We start from the raw sequence: 14,798 nt of genomic DNA on the forward strand, positions 1-14,798 counted from the left end.
CCGACCTTTCCCCTCTTTAAATTTCTTTAAAAACAGGATTTCATCGGAACGCAGTATTATTTTTATTTTTTTCATGACATAAAGTTAAAGTGATTTTTGTCCCACTTCAATTTAATGCCTGAAAATTAATTTGTCAAGACAGTACACGTGATAAATACGGTCTGATCTTTATATTCATGAGCAATTCTTGGAGATGGCATGGAGGAAAAAAATATAAGATCATCATAGAATTTTCATATTCAAAAAAAATCCCAGAAAATAGAATCGTCTGGAAAAGCTTCTCTGATGCGATTTTTTTAAGTCTAATGTGTTGTCGACTGTCGACAACAGAAAAATATTTTATGGATTTTTGGGAGAGGTGTCGCAGAAACGTATGGAGCAACTCTCAAAAGAGTTGCTCCGACAAAAAATACAATAAATATTGACAAATGTCAATGGAACTCAGAAAAACAGAAATAAGCGATCCGAAAAGAAAAGTAAAAAACTTGTTCCCTCAAAAATCATCTCACTTCATTCTGGCTCTGGGCTCCCTTGCCAAAAATTCACCGGTGCTTACTCCACGAAAAAAGAATTGTTATTGATACCCAGGTCTAACATAGAAATCGCAGTTTGGTCAAGAGAATGCGATTTGAATTTGTAAAGAAAATCAGAGTTTGACGACGTGGCTGCAATGCAAAAGTAATTGCGACAAAAAACAAATTGTGAATAAGTAGTAAAAAAAATACATTTGAACCACCCGTTCCAGGGCGACTCTGCATTATTAGGAGATGCAAACCACAAAACATTTGGGACCAGCCATCACTCAGGAGTACGTTTGCAAACCGTGCTCCTGTTTTGATATTAAACGAATCTTCTTTTCACAAAGCGAAATATTAAAAGATTATTAAATTATGATTAAAAAATATGAGAAAGTTTTTGACAAGAAACTGAAAAAGCGATACAAATGCACATTATTGCTCAAAATTTCATGAAAACTCTAAAGAAGAGACTGAAAAAAAGAATCAGAAGAATGTTCAGAAATATGGTTTTTTTCCCGGGGGTTTTATTGGTTGTTTTCGCGCCAACAGCGCTTATTTTTTTCTTCCTCTCCCAAATAGCTGAGGGAAGAAAACCTGAGGCATCTCCTCCAGCAGCTTCTCAGGTGTCTTCTCAGAATGCTGGCTATGAGAATGACTATAAGTTTACCGGACAAGAACTCGATCCAGAAACAAATCTCTATTACTACGGAGCGCGATATTATAATCCAAAACTCGGACAATTTGCGTCTCCAGATCCGTGGGAAGGAGACCTCAGAGATCCGCAGAGTTTGAATAAATATAGCTATGTGAGGAATAATCCGATGAAGTATGTGGATCCGAATGGTCAGTTTTTTGGATTGCCATTAAGCCTTCCATTCTCTTGGTTTGCTGATATATCTATCCCCGAAATCTCTATACCAGAAGTTTCTATTCCTGTTCCTGGTGAGGTTTTTATTCCATTTGCACCAGCAATTCCATCAGCTCCAACGATGCCGTTAGCCCCAATAGCACCAGCACCACCAATGGCAAAAATAATACCTGAAACAACACAACCTCCACCAAGTTGGAGTGGAGTTATACCAAAAGAAGGATGGAAGGGCGGCGATTCTCCTCAGGAAGAAAATTTTTCGAGAGGTGGAAACCAGGAGAATTGGTATAATAATAAATTAGAAGAAGGATGGAGATACGATGAAGGACATGGCAACATACGACCACATTATGATTATCATGGAAAGGACGGGGCGTACAGATATTATTTTGATACTGAAACATGGCAGCAAAAACAAATTGGACCATTACAGGCTGATCCAAATGATCTTGAAAGATATAACCGAGAGATGGAACAATACCAGAAAGACAACGAAGAGTATCAACAAAACTTGGAACAATATAATAAAGATTTAGAAAAATATGAAAAAGATTATGGAGGTTTTGTAAGAGCTTAAATATAATTTCCCTTCAATCAATATGGAATACCAGAAATTCCCCTTAGATGTACGAGGCAAAAAATTCATTAAATTTATCGTTAGCGAATGTGAGAAAGAAATTTCTCATATTCTTATTCCGGAGAAAAGGTTTAGGTTGGGTAAAGTCTATGCACTTATGCCAAAGAGTGGACCATCTTCTTTTTTTATAACGCGACATTGGGATTATCATAACCAATCTGATGGCAAATGGAGATTTTATCCGATAGCTTACGTTGGAGAAAATTTTGAAAAATTACCGCTTTTTCAAGATTCTCAAACTCAAAAGAATATAATTTCTGAAAATCTCTATTTTTTTCAAACAGGTGGAAAAATCGAACCTCTCCCCAAAACAAGCAGATTTGATAAAGCGGGAAAAGATATGAAAGGATTTTGGGAGGAGTTATCAAAAAATCCTAATGAGTGGCTTACACAAGAAATAAAAAAGTGTCTAGCGAAAGATAAAGATGCTATCTGCGTCATGAGGAGCTTTTTTTCTATTACCAATGAACTTGATAGAGATGAGTTTGTAAAACGCATGAGAAAGGCGAATAATTACTTCTTTTTTTATGGGAAGAGATTAGTTTATTCTTTACCTGCTAACACAACGATTGCCAAAATTAAGAAGGCAATTATTGAAACTGCAAGTACTGATCATTATTATGGTTTTGTATTGCGAAAAGGAAAAAATGACATCATCAAAAGAAATAAAGACACGTTAACAAAAAAAGATTTACAACTTTTTGCGAAAAATCTCGAAATGATATTTGTAGGTGCATATGATGGGGAGAGCTATATTATTTGGGATTTTAGTGAAAGGAATGATGTTCAATAAGAGAAAAAATAAATTGTGAATGAATAGCAGAAATAAGACCCTCTCCTCGTCCCGCAATGCGGGACTGCAGAAACGAAGTATTAAAATGAATTTAAGGTCGCCCGAGGACGGGCGACTCGTGTTGAAATCATCCGTTCCAGAGCGAGAGGATCAAAGGAAAAAATTGTCAAAAAAAAGCTCTCCCTACTTATACTTCTCCCTGAGATGTTTTCTGAGCGCTGGTCCAAGGTCATCACGTTTCAACGCAAAATCAATGGTGGCCTTTAAAAATCCAATTTTTCCACCAGTATCATACCTCGTCCCCGAGATCTTTTTTGCGTAAATTTTATGAGATCCAATTACATAGCGGAACCCATCAATTAACCGAAGCTCTCCATCTCTGCTCTTTTCCGCCTTTTCAATAGCGCCAAATATTTCCGGGGTGCAGATGTATTTTCCAATAATTCCAAGGTTTGAAGGAGCGCTCTTTGGACTTGGTTTTTCTACCATTCCGCGAAGCAAAAACATATCGTTCGTATCTGTATTCGGCGCAGGATCGACAACACCGTAGCTCGAAATATCCGACATGTGCACTTCTTGCACTCCGATAATCATACTTTTGGTTTTTTCATACGCTTCCATGAGTTGTTTTATGGCTGGTATTTTGGAATCAATAATATCGTCACCAAAAAGAACAGCAAATGGTTCATCATCGTTAATGAGCTCGCGTGCGCAGAGAAGAGCATGACCATCTCCAAGCGGTCTATTTTGCCTCACATATACAAATTTTGCGAGATTTTCAATTCCTCGAACTTCTTTGAGAAGGTTCAATTTTTGATTTTCCACGAGAGTGTGCTCAAGTTCAAATGATGTATCAAAATGATCCTCAATTGCACGTTTTCCTCTTCCAGTAATGATAATAATTTCTTCAATTCCCGACTGAACGGCTTCTTCGACGAGATACTGAATAACCGGTTTGTCGACAATAGGAAGCATCTCCTTTGGCATTGCTTTGGTGAACGGGAGAAATCTCGTGCCAAATCCTGCGGCTGGGAAAATTGCCTTTCGAATGCGCTTTTTCATGCTTTTTCTGAAAGTTACTAGCGGAGTATAGCGCGATAGATCAAAACATTCAATCTCGGCATTTCTTCTCATCTCATTTTTCTTTGCAGGCTTTGTACGCTTTGAGAATAATCTCCATCGCTTCTTCCTCATTTCGCACTTGGTGAATATTTTCCAAATCTTCAGGAGATATATAGCCATCTTTGAGAGGGAAGTCTGCCACCCACTGCATAAAGTGTTCCCACATTTCTCCATAAAGAATGATCGGGAGAGAAGGGATATGTTTTACTTGGGAAAGTTGCCAGGAATAAAAGAATTCCAAAGATGTTCCTACTCCACCAGGCATAATAACAACTGCTCCGGAAAGCATCATAAACGTATCGAGCCTTTTTGAGAATACTGCAAAATGTTCTCGAACATCGAGATGCTTATTCGGAAAGTTTTCTTTTGGAAGGTCTATGGTAAGTCCGATGGAATGAGCGCCATTTTTTCCTCGCCCATGCTCATGTCCAGCGTTCGCTGCTTCCATAAGTCCTGGGCCTCCGCCAGTAACAATGTCAAAATGATGTTTTCCTATTTCTGAAGCGAGCTCAAAAACTTGTTCATAACAGAGATCATTTTTTTTAATGCGCGCGGATCCAAAAATTGCTACTCGAAAATGATTTTTTTTCAATTCCTGAGCCAATGTTTGCCAAGTATTTTTCTGAATTTTTCGTTTCATGATTTAGAATTCAGATGGAACTTTTATTGGTGGGGGAGTTGCCCTCACTTGTTCTGAAATGGCAAATGAAACACACGTATTTCCCGCTTCGTGAATCCAAGCGCCATTTTCTTCGGCTCCATAATACGGGGTATATGCTGTCCTTGGATTTTGCTTTGTATTTGTTTCAAAATTTGCACAGAGGGCATATTTTTCGGCTTCTAATTTCTTGTACTCGAGATTTTGTTCTTTCAAATATTTAGAATTTGGAAAGTAGTACTTGCCTCCTTCAAATACATCTTTTGATTCTGGAAGTGCTTGATGGTCTACATAATAACTCTCAACTGCGTATTTCATATTTATAATTTCTTGAGAGAGTTGCTCATCTTTCTGCCGCGCTCTCGCTTTGCTTGGGCTTTCAATCATAAAAACTGACCACGTAAGAGGAGCAAGAATCAAAACCAAAAATATGTATGTCCAAATTTTATTTTTTTGTAGTCTGCTTTTTTCGGATTTATTTTTCATATCGGTGAAATAGTAGAGAAAAATTGTTCCCGAAAGGATGAATACTACCGCTACTTTCAAAAGGAATGTGATGGTGTAATCACCGTCAAGGAGCGAACGCAAAAGCGTTACGAGTGTCACAATGCTTACGACTACAGTTCCGAAGAGAATAAAATATGTGAGCCACTTCCGAAGGGCAGAATCCTCGTCAAGATCTTTTCGAGAAAGGCTTCTGTTTATGTAGCGAGTGCTGAAAAAAAATATCGGAGCGGTAATACTAGCGAAGGAAATTCCCGTTTTCAACATCTCTTGGAAATTGTAGTAATACCAGTTTTGCAAATCGTTCGAAAAAAAATAGTCGACAATTTGAAAGAGAAGCATCCCTATTCCTATGGAGGACATCGTGAGAGTGAAAAAACTGGTCAGATACCAAAATGCATGCTTTGCATTCTCAGAAGATTTTTGGAGTTTCATGAAAAATAATAAAAATGTATAAAATATGTATTCTTGTACTAAAAATTTATCCTAAAAGAAAACGTGAATCCAAGGCAGAAACACCTTTTCCTTTTGAAAGTACAAGAAGCGGATTAATATCGAGTTCCTTGATTTCAGGAATTTCGAGAGAAAGCCGAGATATCTGCACGATGGTCTCGGCAAGTTTTTCAATATCGGCTGGAGCTTCGCCTCGTACGCCCTTAAGAAGCGCTATTGCCCGAATTTCCTGAATCATGTCTCGCGCTTCAGAAATACCGATCGGAGCAATTCGAAACGAAACGTCCTTCATGACTTCTACATACACTCCGCCAAGTCCAAACATAATGATTGGACCAAACTGAGAATCGCGTTTCATTCCGATGATGACCTCTCTTCCGAAATGATACATTTTTTGAACGAGGACACCTCGTATTTTTGCTTTTGGAACATTTTTTCGAACATTATGGAGTATTTCAGTGTATGCATTTTTTACTTCTCCTTCATTCTTCAAAGCAAGTCTCACTCCTCCGACATCAGTTTTATGAATGATATCATCGGAGGCAATTTTAAGGACGACAGGAAATCCAATTTTAGACGCGAATTCGACAACATCTTTTGCATTCTGAGCGAATTCAAGAGGAGGAAGAGAAATATGATAGTGATCTAAGAGACCATGTGAAAGTTCTGGAGAAAGTTGTGACGAAGTTTTTGCGAAAGTGGCGATTTTTTTTCGGAGAGATTGTATTTTTTTTGATAGAGGAGGCAATTTTTGTTTTTTATGAATTTTTTGTCTCCACATATTGAGTCTTACCATTTGTTCCATTGCTGCAGTAGCTCTTTCTGGGGACTTAAAATGGGGGATCCGATCCTCGTGGAGTTTTTCCACCGCGTATGCAATGCTTTTCCCTCCAATAAACGAGGCGAAGAGTGGAGTCTCGGGATGTCTTTTCTGCATTTCTACAATAATTCGCTCCGTTTGTTCTTTTTGTGTCATTACTTGTGGTGTCAGAATTGTGAGCGCCATGTCTACATTTTCATCATCCAAAACAGTACTGAGTGCAGATTCATATCGATCTGCGAGGGCATCACCAATAACATCAACTGGATTCAGAATATTTGCAGTTTTTGGAAGAGATTTTTCCAATTTCTGTGTCGTTTCAGGCGAAAAATGTGACATCTTGAGAAAATGAGATTCACTTACCGCATCCGTTGAAATCACACCCGGACCTCCGGCATTTGTGATAATTGCGACGCGATTTCCTTTCGGAAGAGGTTTCATACTCATTGCTCGTGCATAATCAAAAAAATCTTCAATACTTCCTGCACGAATACACCCCGATTGTTTGAGTGCGGTCTCTACTGCAGTGTTTGATCCCGCGAGTGATCCGGTATGTGATCGAATTGCCTTCGTCCCTTCTTCTGATGTTCCCGATTTGAGCACAATAATTGGTTTTTTTCGTGAAACCTCAGAAGCAATTTCGAGAAACTCTTTCCCATGAGCGAAACTTTCGAGGTAGAGGAGAATAACTTCGGAATCGGCATCATTCTTGAGGTACTCGAGAAGATCATTTTCTGTAATTCCGGCTTTATTTCCGAGGCTGACAATTTTGCTAAAACCAATGTTCTCTTCCGCTGCCCAATCGAGTATTGCGACGGCCATAGCTCCGGATTGCGAAATAAGAGCAACATTTCCTTTTTTTGGCATTCCTTCCGCGAACGAAGCATTTAAATCCGCATGAGGATTCAGTATTCCCAAGCAATTTGGACCTATGAGTTGAATTTTATGTTTTTTAATAATTTTCTGGATATTCTGCTCCATTTGTTCTCCCTCTTCTCCGATTTCCTTAAATCCCGCAGAAATAATAATGAGATTCTGGATTTTTTTTTCGGCACATTCACGCACGACTTCCTCGACATAAGAAGCTGGGACTGCGATAATCCCTAGGTCAACTTTTTGAGGAATTTTTCGCACACTTTCAAAAGTTTTTTTTTCAAGAATTTCTTTAGCGTTTGGATTTACGGGAAATATTTCCCCGGAATATTCGGAATTGACGAGATTACTCAGCATATCAAAACCAAGCTTTCCGGGCGTTGCGGAAGCACCGATAAGCGCGACAGATTTGGGAGAGAAAAGTTGAGAAAACATACGTTTTGAGAAGTATCGTGAAGTAGTATATGAATTTTTGGAATTTATCTACAAGTGCAAAGTGTAAAATGCAAAGCGCAAAGTAAAAAATAAAACATTTTTGTATTGGTTAGAAAATATCTCTTACATATAAATTTGTTTTGCACTTTTCGTTTTACACTTTATAGCCAGTTCCCATCAGGAACAACTTCTGGAGCAGGAGATTCCGGTTGTTTTTCTGCTCCAGTTACCACCCAGAGTCCGCGAGCTTCGTAATGGGAAAAAAATGTCTGCCAGAAAATATTTTCCTGAGTCATTTTGAGAGCAAGTTCAGGAGATATTTTGTTCGCCATGGTAACAATAAGTCGATCTCCTTTGGTGTTCTCGCTTGTTTCCTTCGGAGGATACGTCACTTGCCGAAACCACGTTGCATCTATTCCCGGATGTTCTCCAGAGAGTTTTTCTGTCTCTCCGGGAGGAACATTCGAAGAGGTGGTGTATTTTGGAGGCGGAACTGCCACTGGTTTTTTTGTATATGGTCCTAAAATGGCAACCTTTCTCGCATCTCGGGTGCCATAGTAGTGAAAGAAAAGTTCATTTTTTTCCTTACGCGTTTGAATTAAAACTGCTCCATTTGTGTCATTGAGAAATTTAAAATCTACTGAAGGCGGATAAATAGTGCAGTCGCTTCCAACCGGAGAATAGTATGTAACTTGATACGAATGATTTTTTCGCTGAACGATAGGAAATCCCGCAATCATCGCTCCTCGGCACGTGGTGGTGGAAACTTGGCAGAGTCCTCCACCATACTCGGGAATAGTTTGTGGTCCTACAATAACAAGTTCCTTTTTATACCCAGTGCTCTCGTCCACGTTCCCCAGAAAACGATCAAAAGAAAAAATTTCCCCCTTTGGCACGAGAACGCCGTTGATTTTACTCGCTCCCACCCCAATATTGTGGATTCGATTTACAGGAGATCGCGAAAAGTCGCTCCATCCTACAGAAATGAGATTTTGAATTCCCTGAGATCTGAGTTCTTCATCATTCACTGTGATTTCTGGATCAGTCTTTTTTACGAAAAGAGTTACCTTATCAATTCCACTCAGAATTGCTTTTTGGATCATCTCTGTGCTGACATCAATATCAAGTTCTTCCCCAAATGTAGCGTATCCATCAAAAATAATATTTCCTTTTTCGTCACGGGAAATGGTCACATTCGTCGGCGTACTCTGTATTTTGGGAGCAACATCCTCGCGGAGAAATTTTTTCAATTCCTCAATATTGAGTTCCCATTTTTCCTCAGGAGATTCTTTGGAGTCATTGGTACAAAATGTATTCTGGTGAAGAGGATCAGTTAAAACCTGAGTATTTTTCCTCTTGATAAAAAATTGGTCAGCATATTTATTGAGGTCGAGCTTGTAGGATCTGTATTCATGCTTTAGAGTCAAATTCTGTTTCCAGAGAATTGGGATTTCATCTGCTGCAAATACACTCATTTCCGCTGGGAAAAGAATAAGGAGAAAAAAAAAGCCAGTCCGAAGAAAAAATTTGTGAAGAAACATGCGAAACTCCCAGCAAAAAATCGCAGCTTCCATTCTCAGGTTTTTCCAGGAAAATGCAAGAAATTCAGCTGCGCTTTCGTGACAAATTATTCAAAAATTCGTACACTGCATTCGATCTTTTCATACTTCATGAAACATATTGCTGAAATTCTTCTCAGACGAAATGCTGTGCGAGTTTCTCTTGAACCTCCCTTTCAATGGACGAGTGGGATTATTTCTCCCGTGTATTGTGATAATCGGCTCATGACCGGATATGTCCTCGAAAGGGAACAGATTGTGAAAGCATATGTTCAGAAAATTGATGAAATTGGCTGGAAACCAACAGTGATTGCGGGGACAGCAACCGCTGCGATTTCTTGGGCAGCATTTGTCGCTGCGGAAATGGATTTGCCGATGGTGTACATTCGTCCGAAGCCAAAAGAACACGGCGCCAAGAAACAAATTGAAGGATATTTGCCAGAAAACTCAAAAGTCGTTCTGGTGGAAGACCTTTTTTCGACTGGAGGAAGTTCGATTGCATCAGCTCAGGCAATTCAGCATGAAGGCAAATCAGAAATTCTCGGAGTCATCGCGATTATGAGTTGGGAGCTTCCGAAATGTGAGGAGAATTTTCATCGTGAAAATATTCCATTTGTTTCGCTCACAGGATTTTCAGAAATAATTCCACTCGCGGCGGAAAGAGGCAGTGTTTCTCGAGATGATGTGGAAAAGATTTTGGAATTTCGGACGAATCCGGAGAATTGGTGGAAATGAATTAGGTGGAAGTGTGTTCAAGTAAGGAGATAGAGAGGAAAATTTTGAATTTTGTCGCGCATTACGGGATTAAATTTCTAAATAAATCTTAATGTTTAATTTAAAAAACACTTAGATGAACGTATCAGTCTTAAAAATTAGAAATTAGAATTTATTTAGAAATTTCAAAATTTAAAATTAAAAATTTTGATGGCTTCTCTTTTTTCTCAAAATCGGCAAAAGGCTTATCCGCTTGCGGAAAAACTTCGTCCCAAAAAACTTTCAGAAGTAGTGGGACAAGAACATCTGACGAAAGAAGGTGCGCCGCTCCAGAGCCTTATCCAGCATGAAGGAATGATTTCCTTTGTACTTTGGGGACCGCCAGGGACAGGGAAAACAACTCTTGCCCGCATTTTTTCAGAAGAAAAAAATGTCCACTTTGAGCCGTTCTCTGCAGTTGAACAGGGAGTGAAAGATATGCGAAAAATCGCAAAAGAAAGCGCTGATCGGTTAGAATTCAAGGAGCAAAAAACGATTCTCTTTATTGATGAAATTCATCGTCTGACCAAATCACAGCAAGATGTCCTTCTTCCGTATTTGGAGAAAGGGACATTTTTTCTCATTGGCGCTACGACAGAAAATCCATCTTTTTCTCTGAATTCGGCGCTGCTTTCACGGGTGAGAGTTTTTCTTCTGAAGGCTCTAAGTGACTTCGCTCTTGGAGAAATTTTAGAGAAGGGAATTCTCCTATTGAATAAAAAATTAGATCAAGAATCAAAAAGTTTTTTAACAGACTTTGCGAATGGCGATGCGCGCATTATGCTCACACTTCTTGAAGCGGTTTCAGAATCATCCACATCTGAAAAAATTTCACTTTTAGATCTCGAAAACATTGCTCAGCATAAAACTCTCAGATTCGATAAAGATGCCGATGAACACTACCAAACGATTTCCGCATTTATCAAAAGCATGCGCGTTTCTGATCCTGACGCGACGGTGTATTATCTTGCTCGAATGCTTGAAGGCGGAGAAGATCCGCGTTTTCTTGCTCGGAGAATGGTGATTTTTGCTTCGGAGGATATTGGTCTCGCAGATCCGCGAGCACTTCCACTCACAATGTCTGCATTTCATGCTTCAGAAAAAATTGGAATGCCAGAGATTCGTATAAACCTTTCACATGTCGCCATTTATTTCGCGAATGCTCCAAAAGATAACACCGCGTACCTTGCCATTAATGCTGCGCTTCAAGAAGTTAAAAAATCAGGGAATCTCCCAATTCCTCTGCATTTTCGAAATGCCTCGACCGATTTCTTGAAAAAACTCGGATATGGGAAAGGATATGTCTATCCCCACAGCGATCCAAAAAAAGCACAGGAAATCAAAAATTTGCCAAAAGCAATTGAAGGAGAAAAATTTTGGATGAAATAAAGTATAGATAAAAATCCGTGTTCACATTTTCTATCGACGGACTTCGTCGACAGAAAAGAGTATATTTGGACTTGAAAATTCACATGATATTCGATATGATTTAAGTACTCCAAAACAGTGCAGAATTGAATCTGTAAAATTTGGGTCTCGACAAAAGGTCACTCTTCATCGGGTGGCTTTTTTGTTTACTACTTCGTATAAAATAAAATGTTCTTGCCCTGGTTTTATGGGGAGAGTGCAGGTGCACTGTTTTGGATTCGAGACCCAATTCAACGGGTTCGAATCCCGTCCTCTCCGCCAGGGTAATTTCTTATATATAAATAAATTATTTATACAACAAGTCAACGTTTCCTTTCTTGCGGAATTCTTACTTTTCTGTGAAAATGCGCAGGATTTTTCGTACTTTGTACTCCATCCATGAACATCTCATCACGCGTTCTCAAAACTCTTGCGCTCATTCTTATTGTTGCTTTTATGGGGGCGTATGTTATGCCGAAGAGCTGGAAAGAACAGATTCCATTTTCGAGTATTCGAGAGAATTTACTCGCAAAAAAACCAAATTTCGGGCTGGATCTTGTTGGTGGTCGGCAATTTGATTTTTTGGTGGATTTATCTGAAGTGGAAAAAAGAAATGCCGATAATGATCCTGATAATGATCGAGATCCCGCAACGGTCGTTGAATCCATTGGGGAAGTCCTCAGAGGGAGAATTGACCCAACCGCAACGCGTGAGCTCAATATCTATAGTGCTGATTACAATGAGGAAAGACATGTTATCGTTGAGATAACGAGTGATCTCGACAATGAAACGACACTTGATGCACTCCAGCAAGTAATTGATCTCAAGTTTAAGGAACGTCAGGATAAAAACGTAACCGATGAAGAAAAAGCGGCACTGCGCGCTAAGGCAGACGAATTTCTGAAGACGATTACTCCGGAAACTTTTGAAAATCAGGGAAAAATTCGACAAAAAGATGACAATGTTACCTTTACGCCAGAAAAGACATACTGGAATGATGAAGTCACTTCCTCATTCCCCGAGGATCATGAGCAAATTTGGAATGCCGCACCAGAGAGCGTTTTTCCGAAAATCTTAGAACGTAAAATAACGAGTCTCAAACAAAATGCAAATGGTGGATATGAAGCTGTAGAAAATACAGAAAATGTCGTCATGAAAGTTCTGAAAAAGGAAATGGCCACAAGAGAACAAAAAGAAAAAGGAGAAGATTTTGAAGCTGTGAAAAAAGAAGTGTCGGAAAGGTCAGACATGGTTTCAGCGAAATCCTCGACTCCTGAGGGAGAGAATGGTGTAGCAGTGACACTCGATAACAAAGACGTTACAGTAAAACCGTCGACAGAATCAGAGACTACGACATTTCCTTCGCTTCTTTCCGTTCCGGAGGTATACCAAGGGGCACTTTTAAATTTGGATGAAGGGAAAATATCCGATGTCCTCGAAACAGATACCGAATATGCCATTTTTCGTATTGTTCCCGCAGAACCAAATCAAATTGAAACGCATGTTTCGGGAATTTACGTTCTGAAATCGACAAAAGATACTCGGGCGAAGATAGACGCTATCAAAGAAAGACTTTCTGAAAAAACCACCACTACTCAAGAAGAAAAGCTCACCGTTTCTGAAATTGTATTCGCCATTGATGTTTCGGGATGGAAAGATACCGGTCTTGGAGGGCTTCAATTTAAAAGGGCACGAGTGGGAAGTGATCCGAATACCAAGAGGCCTCTTGTGGAAATACTCTTCAATGATGAGGGCTCAAAGCTTTTTGAAGACGTTTCTGGTCGAAATATTGGAAAACAAGTGGCAATTTTCGTGGGAGGAGTCCTCATCTCAGCACCAACAATTCAGGAAAAAATATCTGGCGGGGCTGCGGTAATAACTTTGGGAATCTCGAATTTTACTGAAGCAAGAAAACAGGCAGTTGAACTCGCGAGAGAACTCAATGGAGGATCTACGCCGGCCCCATTTGTGGAAAAAGGGCAGTTCAAAATTGGTGCAACACTCGGCAGTGAAGCCCTTCAAAAATCCCTCCAGGCGGGAATGCTGGGATTCCTCTTCCTCTCTATTTTTATGATTTTTTTCTATCGCTATCTCGGATTCATCGCCGTCCTCGCACTCGGATTTTACTCGATTTTTATCGTTTTCCTTTTGCAGGCAAGTCTTTCTTTTGGTCTCGCGGCAGTCCTCGGAGTTGTCGTCTTTACGACGAGCATGTACTCATTTTCATCTCTCGAGAAAAATGAATTTCTTTCCCTTTTTATTGCGCTCATTCTCGCAATTATGGTGACATTCATCGCTCATAGTCCAATGGTACTCACTCTTGCAGGAGTATCAGGGATTTTGCTTTCTGTTGGAATGGCAGTTGACGCGAATATTCTTATTTTTGAACGAATAAAAGAAGAATTACGAAATGGAAGAAGTTTTTCAGCAGCATCTGCAATTGGTTTTGAAAGAGCATGGAGTTCTGTACGAGATTCAAATCTCTCTTCTCTCATTACGTGTTGTATTCTTTGGATATTTGGATCTGCCGTTATCAAAGGATTTGCAGTGGCTCTCGCCATGGGAATTGTGATTTCGATGCTCACGGCTATCACCGTCACGAGATCTCTTATGAGTATTATGCTCGGAAAAAGAATTAGTGAAATGAAGAAATTTTTAATATATGGAACAGAAGAAAAATAACATGAAATTTGTTGAACTCCCCGATGACATTGCGCACGTGCTTCAGAAAATTCCCCGAGAAAAAAGAGGGGATTTTCTTCTGGGTCATGGGTTTTCCCTTAAAAAAGATGATCAAAAAATAAACAAAGTCACCGAGCAAAAAAATGGAATTTGCAAAGAGGTCTATATTTTTTCAGACGGAGCATCACGAGGGAACCCAGGAGAAGCTGGTGCAGGCTATCTCATTACGGATAGCGACGGAAATATTCTGTATGAAGGACGAAAATATCTCGGTATTGCTACAAATAATATCGCGGAATGGACTGCTCTTTTTCTGGCACTCGAAACTGCGCACAAAATGAATATGCAGGAAGTGAAATGTTTTCTCGATTCTGAACTCGTAGTGAAGCAGATGAATGGCGCATACAAGGTAAAGAATCCGGATTTACGCATACTTTTTGAAAAGACAAAAATTCTTCAAACTCATTTCCAAAAAATTTCTTTTGCGCATATTCCGAGAGAACAAAACTCCCACGCCGATCGTCTTTCGAATGAAGCGATAGAGCAGAACAAATTCTAAATTCTGAATTTTAAATTTTGAATTAAGGGAATTTTTTTATAATTCAAAATGGCTTTGTTGCACAAATAAATTGTACGGGAATAGGAGTATGTCTAAGATGAGGAGGAACAATAACCTCTTTCAAAATGAAAAAGAAATCCTCACTTAGACAGAGATA

The 14,798-nt window shown here is 39.4% G+C and carries 11 protein-coding genes and 1 tRNA gene; 7 read left to right on the forward strand and 5 right to left on the reverse strand.

The annotated features are described in order from the left end of the window. Window positions 1-1,021 precede the first annotated feature (1,021 nt). Together HZA38_02555 and HZA38_02560 are read left to right on the forward strand one after the other, a co-directional pair. Window positions 1,022-1,963, forward strand: a complete 942-nt coding sequence (locus tag HZA38_02555; GenBank protein MBI5414373.1) for a hypothetical protein — start codon at window positions 1,022-1,024, stop codon at window positions 1,961-1,963. Between the two features lie 22 nt (window positions 1,964-1,985). Then, window positions 1,986-2,816, forward strand: coding sequence for a hypothetical protein (locus HZA38_02560; protein ID MBI5414374.1), 831 nt, complete (start codon window positions 1,986-1,988; stop codon window positions 2,814-2,816). Window positions 2,817-2,999: 183 nt separating this feature from the next. On the opposite strand, the gene galU is transcribed toward HZA38_02560, so the two are convergent. The 5 genes from galU to HZA38_02585 all read right to left on the reverse strand — a co-directional run bounded on the left by galU (window position 3,000) and on the right by HZA38_02585 (window position 9,156). After that, window positions 3,000-3,878, reverse strand: coding sequence for a UTP--glucose-1-phosphate uridylyltransferase GalU (gene galU, locus HZA38_02565; protein MBI5414375.1), 879 nt, complete (start codon window positions 3,876-3,878; stop codon window positions 3,000-3,002). Window positions 3,879-3,951: 73 nt separating this feature from the next. Continuing rightward, on the reverse strand, window positions 3,952-4,578 hold the full coding sequence (locus tag HZA38_02570) for an LOG family protein (protein MBI5414376.1): 627 nt from the start codon (window positions 4,576-4,578) through the stop codon (window positions 3,952-3,954). Between the two features lie 3 nt (window positions 4,579-4,581). Then, window positions 4,582-5,535: a hypothetical protein gene (locus tag HZA38_02575; protein ID MBI5414377.1), complete on the reverse strand. Its 954-nt coding sequence runs from the start codon at window positions 5,533-5,535 to the stop codon at window positions 4,582-4,584. Between the two features lie 46 nt (window positions 5,536-5,581). Then, a complete protein-coding gene (locus tag HZA38_02580; protein MBI5414378.1) occupies window positions 5,582-7,681 on the reverse strand; it encodes an acetate--CoA ligase family protein in 2,100 nt (699 codons plus the stop codon). A 161-nt stretch (window positions 7,682-7,842) separates the two neighbouring features. Beyond that, on the reverse strand, window positions 7,843-9,156 hold the full coding sequence (locus HZA38_02585) for a VanW family protein (GenBank protein MBI5414379.1): 1,314 nt from the start codon (window positions 9,154-9,156) through the stop codon (window positions 7,843-7,845). A gap of 195 nt (window positions 9,157-9,351) precedes the next feature. Here HZA38_02585 and pyrE point away from each other — a divergent pair, with 195 nt between their 5' ends. The 5 genes from pyrE (at window position 9,352) to HZA38_02610 (ending at window position 14,641) form a co-directional block, all read left to right on the forward strand. Further along, on the forward strand, window positions 9,352-9,975 hold the full coding sequence (gene pyrE, locus HZA38_02590; protein MBI5414380.1) for an orotate phosphoribosyltransferase: 624 nt from the start codon (window positions 9,352-9,354) through the stop codon (window positions 9,973-9,975). A 189-nt stretch (window positions 9,976-10,164) separates the two neighbouring features. After that, the gene (locus tag HZA38_02595) at window positions 10,165-11,382 is read left to right on the forward strand and encodes a replication-associated recombination protein A (protein ID MBI5414381.1); all 1,218 of its coding nucleotides are present in this window, start codon (window positions 10,165-10,167) and stop codon (window positions 11,380-11,382) included. A 228-nt stretch (window positions 11,383-11,610) separates the two neighbouring features. Beyond that, a tRNA-Ser gene (locus HZA38_02600) sits at window positions 11,611-11,682 on the forward strand. 117 nt (window positions 11,683-11,799) lie between these two features. After that, the gene (locus tag HZA38_02605; protein MBI5414382.1) at window positions 11,800-14,082 is read left to right on the forward strand and encodes an MMPL family transporter; all 2,283 of its coding nucleotides are present in this window, start codon (window positions 11,800-11,802) and stop codon (window positions 14,080-14,082) included. Window position 14,083: 1 nt separating this feature from the next. After that, on the forward strand, window positions 14,084-14,641 hold the full coding sequence (locus HZA38_02610) for a ribonuclease HI family protein (protein ID MBI5414383.1): 558 nt from the start codon (window positions 14,084-14,086) through the stop codon (window positions 14,639-14,641). Window positions 14,642-14,798 lie beyond the last annotated feature (157 nt).

The organism is Candidatus Peregrinibacteria bacterium, from assembly GCA_016220175.1.
Classification (GTDB): Bacteria; Patescibacteriota; Gracilibacteria; order CAIRYL01; family CAIRYL01; genus JACRHZ01.

Coding starts and splice junctions, on each gene's coding strand:
- HZA38_02555 (MBI5414373.1), top strand. CDS start 1,022: ATGGTTTTTTTCCCGGGGGTTTTATTGGTTGTTTTCGCGCCAACAGCG.
- HZA38_02560 (MBI5414374.1), top strand. CDS start 1,986: ATGGAATACCAGAAATTCCCCTTAGATGTACGAGGCAAAAAATTCATT.
- galU (MBI5414375.1), bottom strand. CDS start 3,878: ATGAAAAAGCGCATTCGAAAGGCAATTTTCCCAGCCGCAGGATTTGGC.
- HZA38_02570 (MBI5414376.1), bottom strand. CDS start 4,578: ATGAAACGAAAAATTCAGAAAAATACTTGGCAAACATTGGCTCAGGAA.
- HZA38_02575 (MBI5414377.1), bottom strand. CDS start 5,535: ATGAAACTCCAAAAATCTTCTGAGAATGCAAAGCATGCATTTTGGTAT.
- HZA38_02580 (MBI5414378.1), bottom strand. CDS start 7,681: ATGTTTTCTCAACTTTTCTCTCCCAAATCTGTCGCGCTTATCGGTGCT.
- HZA38_02585 (MBI5414379.1), bottom strand. CDS start 9,156: ATGAGTGTATTTGCAGCAGATGAAATCCCAATTCTCTGGAAACAGAAT.
- pyrE (MBI5414380.1), top strand. CDS start 9,352: ATGAAACATATTGCTGAAATTCTTCTCAGACGAAATGCTGTGCGAGTT.
- HZA38_02595 (MBI5414381.1), top strand. CDS start 10,165: ATGGCTTCTCTTTTTTCTCAAAATCGGCAAAAGGCTTATCCGCTTGCG.
- HZA38_02605 (MBI5414382.1), top strand. CDS start 11,800: ATGAACATCTCATCACGCGTTCTCAAAACTCTTGCGCTCATTCTTATT.
- HZA38_02610 (MBI5414383.1), top strand. CDS start 14,084: ATGAAATTTGTTGAACTCCCCGATGACATTGCGCACGTGCTTCAGAAA.